Origin of the sequence: Nonomuraea sediminis (assembly GCF_018531495.1) — a bacterium.
Taxonomy (GTDB): Bacteria; Actinomycetota; Actinomycetes; order Streptosporangiales; family Streptosporangiaceae; genus Nonomuraea; species Nonomuraea sediminis.
Genome location: NZ_JAHDTI010000021.1, coordinates 164,161 through 171,799 on the forward strand (window position 1 = coordinate 164,161; position 7,639 = coordinate 171,799).

General features: G+C 70.0%; 9 protein-coding genes. 4 read left to right on the forward strand and 5 right to left on the reverse strand.

The annotated features are described in order from the left end of the window. Window positions 1-3: 3 nt before the first annotated feature. Window positions 4-642 (reverse strand): phosphotransferase, encoded by a 639-nt coding sequence (locus KIK09_RS52780; protein WP_214327179.1) that lies wholly within the window; start codon window positions 640-642, stop codon window positions 4-6. Window positions 643-680: 38 nt separating this feature from the next. Here KIK09_RS52780 and KIK09_RS52785 point away from each other — a divergent pair, with 38 nt between their 5' ends. Genes KIK09_RS52785 through KIK09_RS52795 form a run of 3 tightly spaced genes read left to right on the forward strand, consistent with a single transcriptional unit; the run spans window position 681 to window position 4,315 of the window. Continuing rightward, window positions 681-1,148 carry a group II truncated hemoglobin gene (locus KIK09_RS52785; protein WP_214327180.1) on the forward strand — a complete coding sequence of 156 codons (468 nt, stop codon included), beginning with the start codon at window positions 681-683 and terminating at the stop codon, window positions 1,146-1,148. Window positions 1,149-1,157: 9 nt separating this feature from the next. Continuing rightward, entirely contained in the window at window positions 1,158-3,653 is a 2,496-nt protein-coding gene (locus tag KIK09_RS52790; RefSeq protein WP_214327181.1) for a DUF4118 domain-containing protein, read from the forward strand. Then, window positions 3,650-4,315 carry a response regulator gene (locus KIK09_RS52795; RefSeq protein ID WP_214327182.1) on the forward strand — a complete coding sequence of 222 codons (666 nt, stop codon included), beginning with the start codon at window positions 3,650-3,652 and terminating at the stop codon, window positions 4,313-4,315. The genes KIK09_RS52790 and KIK09_RS52795 overlap by 4 nt, the downstream gene beginning before the upstream one ends. Here the strand turns inward: KIK09_RS52795 and KIK09_RS52800 are convergent. From KIK09_RS52800 to KIK09_RS52810, 3 genes are all read right to left on the reverse strand, one after another. After that, entirely contained in the window at window positions 4,312-4,515 is a 204-nt protein-coding gene (locus tag KIK09_RS52800; RefSeq protein ID WP_214327183.1) for a hypothetical protein, read from the reverse strand. The two genes, KIK09_RS52795 and KIK09_RS52800, sit on opposite strands and share 4 nt — an antisense overlap. 29 nt (window positions 4,516-4,544) lie before the next feature. After that, window positions 4,545-4,742, reverse strand: a complete 198-nt coding sequence (locus KIK09_RS52805; protein WP_214327184.1) for a hypothetical protein — start codon at window positions 4,740-4,742, stop codon at window positions 4,545-4,547. 120 nt (window positions 4,743-4,862) lie between these two features. After that, window positions 4,863-5,576, reverse strand: coding sequence for an SDR family NAD(P)-dependent oxidoreductase (locus KIK09_RS52810; protein WP_214327185.1), 714 nt, complete (start codon window positions 5,574-5,576; stop codon window positions 4,863-4,865). 123 nt (window positions 5,577-5,699) lie between these two features. Between KIK09_RS52810 and KIK09_RS52815 the strand changes: the two genes are divergently transcribed. Further along, window positions 5,700-6,698: a sigma-70 family RNA polymerase sigma factor gene (locus KIK09_RS52815; RefSeq protein ID WP_214327186.1), complete on the forward strand. Its 999-nt coding sequence runs from the start codon at window positions 5,700-5,702 to the stop codon at window positions 6,696-6,698. 44 nt (window positions 6,699-6,742) lie between these two features. On the opposite strand, the gene KIK09_RS52820 is transcribed toward KIK09_RS52815, so the two are convergent. Beyond that, window positions 6,743-7,141 carry a hypothetical protein gene (locus KIK09_RS52820; protein ID WP_214327187.1) on the reverse strand — a complete coding sequence of 133 codons (399 nt, stop codon included), beginning with the start codon at window positions 7,139-7,141 and terminating at the stop codon, window positions 6,743-6,745. Window positions 7,142-7,639 lie beyond the last annotated feature (498 nt).

Sequence of the window (7,639 nt, forward strand, 5' to 3'; positions counted from 1 at the left end):
CGTTCACCCGGCCAGCCGCCGCAGCCGCTCCTTCTCCTCGGCGGTGATGTTCGGATCGCTCAGCCGCTGCTTGACCGCCTCGCCCAGCCACGGCCGGTGGTCGGTACGGCTGCCGCGCAGGATCGCTCCGATCAGCAGCCGCCGCCCGAGCCTGGCCACCAGATTGGGCGCCTCGGCCGTGCGCAGCAGCGCGACCGTGGTCGCCAGGTCGAAGGCCGGCTCCCCGGCCCTCGCGTTGCACCAGTCGATCACGCTCGGCCCGTCGGGCGTCATCACCACGTTCAGCGGATGCAGGTCCAGGTGGAGCATCCGATCACCCGGGACAAGCGACTGCCGCAGCCAGCCCGGCGCGGGGATCGCGCCCAGCCGGTCGTGCAGCGAGCCGAGCAGCCGCCCCAGCGGCCCGACCCGCCACGGCGCCCTGGTCAGCACGTCGACCATGGTCGGCCCGTGCAGGCGTTCCATCACCAGGTCCCGCTCGGTGGCGTCGTAGACCTCCGGCACCGGGTAGCCGCGCTCCCTGACGTAACCCATGATCCGCGCCTCGTCCGCGGCCGAGGTGTTCTCGTGATAGCGCCGTAGCACCCGGGTCCTGGACAGCGCGAACACCTCGGCGGTGCGGCCCCGGCCGATCAGCTCCATCGCTTGAACTCCCCTTCGGCAACTGATTACCTGATTACATGACTGATAATGGAGTGCCGACCCTTGCCGAGTGGGCCGGGGGCACCGAGGCGTTGGAGCGGTTGACCGAGGTCTTCTACCGGCAGGTCCTCAAGGACGACCTGATCGGCCCGCTGTTCGCGGGGATGGACCCCAATCATCCCAAATATGTGGCGATGTGGCTGGCCGAAGTGTTCCGTGGGCCCGAGCATTACAGCGCCGAGCGCGGCGGATATCCGCACATGCTCGGCCAGCACCTGGGCAAGGCCATCACCGAGCCGCAGCGCCGCAGGTGGGTGAGCCTGTTGATGGACGCGGCCGACGAGGCGGAGCTGCCCGACGACCCCGAGTTCCGCTCGGCGTTCCTGGCCTACGTCGAGTGGGGCACCCGGCTGGCCCGCCACAACTCCCAGCCCGGCGCCACACCGCCGTCCAGGGCGCCCATGCCGCACTGGGGCTGGGGCGAGGCTCCGCCGTACCAGCCGTAACCTGGACGTATGACCAGGGGCACGTTGCGCATCTACCTCGGCGCCGCCCCTGGTGTGGGCAAGACGTACGCCATGCTCGGCGAGGGCCGCAGGGCCCAGGAGCGCGGCAGGGACGTGGTCGTGGGATTCGTCGAGACCCACGGCCGCGCCCGCACCGCCGACCTGCTCGACGGCATGGAGATCCTGCCGCGCAGGACGATGCTCCACCGCGGCGGCACGTTCACCGAGCTCGACGTGGACGAGGTGCTGGCCCGCAAGCCCAAGCTCGCCCTGATCGACGAGCTCGCCCACACCAACGTCCCCGGCTCCGCCAACCCCAAGCGCTGGCAGGACATCGAGGAGATCCTCGAGGCCGGCATCGACGTCATCACCACCGTCAACATCCAGCACCTCGAGTCGCTCAACGACGTGGTCGAGCAGATCACCGGCGTCCCGCAGCGCGAACGCGTCCCCGACGAGGTCGTACGGCGGGCCGACCAGATCGAGCTGGTCGACATGTCGCCCGAGGCGCTGCGCCGCCGGATGGCCCACGGCAACGTCTACCCGCCCGAGCGAGTCGACGCCGCGCTGTCGAACTACTTCCGCGTCGGCAACCTCACCGCGCTGCGCGAGCTCGCGCTGCTCTGGCTGGCCGGCAAGGTCGACGACCAGCTCGACCGCTACCGCGCCGACCACGGCATCGAGGGCACCTGGGAGGCGCGCGAGCGGGTGGTGGTCGCCCTGACGGGCGGCCCGGAGGGCGACACGCTGGTACGGCGGGCCGCCCGCATCGCCGCCCGCAGCAAGGGCGCCGACCTGCTGGCCGTCCACGTCACCAGATCCGACGGCCTGGCCAACGGCGGGAGCCCGGCGAGCCTGGCCAGGCAGCGGGCCCTGGTCGAGTCGCTCGGCGGCACCTACCACCAGGTCGTGGGCGACGACATCCCGCGGTCGTTGCTCGAGTTCGCCAAGGGCGTCAACGCCACCCAGCTCGTGCTCGGCGCCTCCCGGCGCGGCCGCATGGCCCAGCTGATCTCGCGCGGCGTGGGCGTGACCACCACCGCGCTGTCCGGGCCCATCGACGTGCACATGGTCACCCACGAACAGGTCAGCAAGGGACGCCGCCCGGTTCGCTCGCCCGCGGCGCTCACCCTCAGGCGGCGCGCGTGGGGGTGGGGGCTCGCGCTGGTCGCCGTGCCGCTGCTGACCGCCGCCCTCCTGCCCGCACAGCAACACCTCAGCCTGCCGAGCGAGATCCTGCTGTTCCTGCTCATGGTCGTGGCCGTGGCGCTGGTGGGCGGCATGTGGCCGGCGCTGACCGCCGCCGTGCTCGGGTTCGGGCTGCTGAACTGGTTCTTCACGCCGCCGCTGCACACGCTGACCGTCGCCGATCCCGAGAACCTGCTGGCGCTGGTCATCTTCGTCCTGGTGGCGGCCATGGTCAGCACCGTCGTCGACAAGGCGGCCAGCCGCAGCAGGGAGGCGGCGCGAGCCAGGGCCGACGCCGAGGTGCTCGCCACGCTGGCCGGGCACGTGCTGCGCGGCGAGGCGGCGCTGACCTCGCTGCTGGCCCGGCTGCGCGAGGTGTACGGGCTGACCTCGGTCACGCTGCTCGAGCGCGACGGCGACTCCTGGCGGATGGTCGCCACGGCGGGCGGGCCGCCGTGCACGTCTCCCGGCGTGGCCGACACGGACGTGGCCATCGACGAGGACCTGGTGCTCGCCGTACGGGGAAGACTGCTGGACGCGGCCGACCGGCAGGTGCTCGAGGCGTTCGCGGCCGAGGCAGCGGTGGCGCTGCGCCAGCAGCGGCTGCGGGAGGAGGCCGAGCGGGCCAAGCCGCTGGCCGAGGCGGACAAGATGCGCACTGCCCTGCTCGCCGCCGTCAGCCACGACCTGCGCACGCCGCTCGCCTCGGCCAAGGCGGCCGTCGAGTCGCTGCGCAACACCTCGATCGCCTGGTCTCCCACGGATCGTGCCGAGCTGCTGGCCACGGCCGACGAGTCGCTGGTGAAGCTGAATCGGCTGGTCGCGAACCTGCTGGACATGAGCCGGCTCCAGGCGGGGGTGCTGGGAGTCTCCCTGGAGCCGGTGGCTCTGGAGGAGGTCGTCCCGCGCGCCGTCGACGATCTGGGGGAGCTGCGCGACCGCGTTGAGGGGGACATTTCAGTAGACCTCCCCGAGGTGGAGGCCGATCCGGCGTTGCTGGAACGGGTCCTGGTCAACCTCATGGCCAACGCCGTCCGCTACAGCCCGCCCGGGTCGCCCGTGCTGGTCACCGCCTCGCAGCTCGGGGACAGCGTCGAGATCCGCGTCGTCGACCGGGGGCCAGGGATCCCTCCTGAGGCGCATGAGAGGGTGTTCATGCCGTTCCAGCGGCTGGGCGACCGTGACAACCACACGGGGGTGGGTCTCGGGCTCGCGCTCTCGCGCGGGCTCACCGAGGCCATGGGCGGCACGCTGACGCTGGAGGAGACGCCGGGAGGGGGCCTGACCATGATCGTCTCGCTGCGGAGCGCGCGGTGACGCGGGTCCTCGTCGTCGACGACGAGCCGCAGATCCTGCGTGCGCTGCGCATCAACCTGGCCGCCCGGCATTACGAGGTGGCGGTTGCGCCCGACGGCAACTCCGCGCTGCGCCAGGCCGCCGACTGGCACCCCGATCTGATCGTGCTCGACCTCGGACTGCCCGACCTGGACGGCGTCGACGTCATCCACGGGCTGCGCGGCTGGACCGCGGTCCCGATCATCGTGCTGTCGGGACGGGCCGGCAGCGACGACAAGGTGGGCGCGCTCGACGCCGGCGCCGACGACTACGTCACCAAGCCCTTCGGCATCGACGAACTGCTGGCCCGCATCCGCGCGGTCACCCGCCGTATGTCCACCGCCGACGAGCCCGTCACGGTGCGGATCGGCGACAACACGGTCGACCTGTCCAACAAGACGATCTCCGGCGGCGTCCACCTGACGCCCACGGAATGGCACTTCCTCGAGCTGCTCGTGCGCAACCCCGGCAAGCTCATCAGCCAGCGCCAGGTGCTCACCGAGGTGTGGGGAGACGCCTACCTCAAGGAGACGCACTACCTGCGCCAGTACATGGCCCAGCTGCGGCGCAAACTCGAACGCGACCCCGCCCACCCCGAGCACCTGCTTACGGAACCGGGCATGGGCTACCGCTTCCAGCCCTAGCCCTCTTCCTCCTCCTGCTCCTCGAAGTAGGACTCCTCGACCAGGGGATCCTTGTACGCGTCGGTCTCGCGCCAGTCTTCCTCGTGCATCCAGTGGAAGATGTCGCGCGGGGCCTCGTCGTCTATCTCGTCGATGCGGTGGCGCTGGGGGAGCATGTCTCTGTACATGGCGACCTGTGAGGTCTGCGGGTCATCCCCCATGTCCCGGCTTATCTCGTAAATCGGCTCACTCATCTTGACGTCACGCCTTTGACCATGATGGCGGCCTTCTGCACGGCCCACCCGGCCAGGAGGAGACCGAAGGCCACCTGCGCGATGCGCGCCCAGAGCACGGAGGTGTCGTCGGCGAACAACACGACGCCTATCCACGTCAGGCCGAAGACCCCGACGAGCACGATGGCCGCCCAGTTCAACCCCCGTTGCCACATACGCGCAGTCTTACAGCCACGACTCAAAGCGCAGGTATACGTACGGTCATCCGCCGACATCTCCCCCCAAAGCCCCCACCCCGCCGGGCTTCCCGCGTCAGAGCACCGCCATCGCGTCGCTCACTCCTGGGCCACAAGCCCCGCGTTCTGGCGCTCGAGTGCCTTGACCAGACCGTCGCGCCAGCTCTCTGCCATGGACTCCGAGAGGGGATCAGGGAAGATCTCCTCCTCACCCTTCTCCACCCCGTCGAGTACGGCTCGCGCGACCGACTCCGGAGACGCCTTCGGGACGACGATGCCGCGCGCCATGTCGGTGTCCACGGGGCCGGCCATGACGGCGTGAACCGACACGCCCTCCGCGGCCAGCAGGGCGCGCATGGACTGCGACAGGGAGAACGCGGCCGCCTTCGAGACCGAGTAGGCGGGAAGCACCGGCACCGCCGCGAACGCCGCGATCGACGAGATGTTGACGATGGCCCCCCGGGAGCGGGTCAACAACGGCAGGAAGGCCCGCGTCACGGCGAAGGTGCCGAAAAGGTTGACCGCGAGGTGCCGTTCCAGCGCGGCAGGATCGCTGAGGTCGTCGTGAACCCCCAGTCCTGCGTTGTTGACCAGGACGTCGAGAGACTCCATCCCCTCGACCGCAGCCCGGATCTGCGCCGCGTCGGTCACGTCCAGGGGCAGGGGCGTGACACGATCGTCGGCGTGCGTCAGGGGTTGGCGCGTACCGGCGTACACCCGTTTCGCACCTCTCCGCAGGGCCTCCTCCACCAGCGCCTGCCCGATCCCGCGATTGGCACCGGTCACCAGAACTGCTCTGTCTGCGATTCGCATGAACCCTCCTTGAGTCATCGACCATGCAGACACCCCGATGCCGGCGAACTGGGCGACCACCGACCGCCCAGTTCGTCCCTCCGCCAGTGTCCATACTGGAAATGCGACGAGGAGGCGGGGGCAGTGGCCATCGACCTGATCACCAGGGCACGGGCGGGGGACGGCGAGGCGTTCCGCGAGCTGACCGAGCCGCATCGGCGGGAGCTCCAGGTGTACTGCTACCGGATGCTCGGATCCTTCCAGGACGCCGAGGACGTCCTCCAGGACACGCTGGTGGCCGCCTGGCAGGGCCTCGGCGGCTTCGAGGGGCGCGCCTCGCTGCGTACCTGGCTCTACCGGATCGCCACCAACCGATGCCTCAACGCGCTTCGCTCGGCCGGCCGACGCCCCGCCGCGGAGTGGGGCATCCCCGAGGTCGAACCGCCCGAGCCTTCCCGGCTCGGCGAGATCGTCTGGCTCGAGCCCTTCCCCGACACGCTCCTCGAGGGCGGGATCGACGTGCCGCTCGGCCCCGAGGCCCGCTACGAACGGACCGAGGCCATCTCCCTCGCGTTCGTGACCGCGCTGCAGGTGCTGCCGGGCAGCCAGGTCGCCGTGCTCATCCTGCGCGACGTGCTCGGCTACCACGCGGCCGAAGTGGCCGACATGCTCGGCACGACCGTCGAGTCGGTCAACAGCGCACTCAAACGGGCCCGCACCGGGCTGCAGCGCCGCCTGCCGGCGGGCGGCGAACCGCCTCCCGCCGCCGATTCACCCGCCGAGCAGGCGCTCGTGGCGAGGTTCGTCCGCGCGTACGAGTCCGGCGACATCGACGCGCTGATCGCCCTGCTCACCGACGACGTCCGCGTCTCCATGCCGCCGGTGCCTCTCGAATACCTCGGCCGCGACGCCGCAGCCCGCTTCTACGCGAGTGTCATGCCCCCGGGCAGGACCTATGACCTCGTGCCCACCCGGGCCAACGGCCAGCCGGCGTTCGGTACCTACCTGCGCGCGCCCGACGGCACCCGCCGCGGGGCCGGCCTGCTCGTCCTCACCCTGGCCGGCGACCGGGTCAGCGCCGTCGTCCGCTTCGACAACGGCGTGCTGCCCTGGTTCGGGCTGCCGCGCTCGCTGCCCGGCTGACGGCCTCATGGGTGGTACGGCATGCCGTACCGGATCGTCCGGGGTCAGCGGGGGAGGCGGCGGCCGGTGCCGACGCAGCGGCGCAGGCGCATGCCGCTGGGACGGATCGGGGCGTTCTGCTCGAGGCAGGCGACGAGGGCGGCGGCGGTGCGCGCGTCGGAGAGGATGCGCTGGACCGCCTCGCCGTCCTCGGGGAGCTGGCCGCGCTCGGCGAGCTCGTGCTTGACGAACTCGAGCGGGTTCGGCGCGCCGACCGTGTCGGCGGCGACCGTGGCGCGGGCGGCGGTCAGCAGGCGCAGGTAGTGGGTCCGCAGGACAGCCTCGCGCATCCGGGCGTGTTCGAGGTCGTCGATCAGAGTCCGGGCGATGCGAAGCAGGTCACCGGCGCTGGTCGCCTCGTCGTTGAGGAAGGCGCGGATGTCGTCGAACTCCGAGCGTGTCATTGCGGACACCTCCAAAGGGCGCAGTGTGCTCGTAGGTACTTCGTACCGGGGGGCGATTGCGGATGACTTGATGTCGGCTTGCTTGGGCTTGAGCGGTAGGTGAGAGACGTGAGGTTTGAGGATTCGGTGGGGAGGGAAGGACAAGGGGATTACGTGTGTGGCACCGAGTGGGCCTCGAGTGCTGATACAGTTGCTCTCGCGGGAACGCCCTGGTGTCCTTGGACGCCCGCATCCCACCTCCTCTGGTCTGTCCGGCGGGCTTCATGCTGTCCGGGTTGCTGGGGAGTGGGTGGGGGTCGCAGCAATTTGACACAAATTGAAGCGGCTGAAACACTAAAGACACAACGAAATGAACGCCTCTCGCGGTTCCGGGGAGTACGCGTCCGTTTCTTGAGAACTCAACAGTGTGTTAAAAGCCAGTGCATGATTTTCATGCAACACCTCGTCTAATTTGGCGAAGTATTGCTGGGTTTCAAACATCTTTTGGAGAGTTTGATC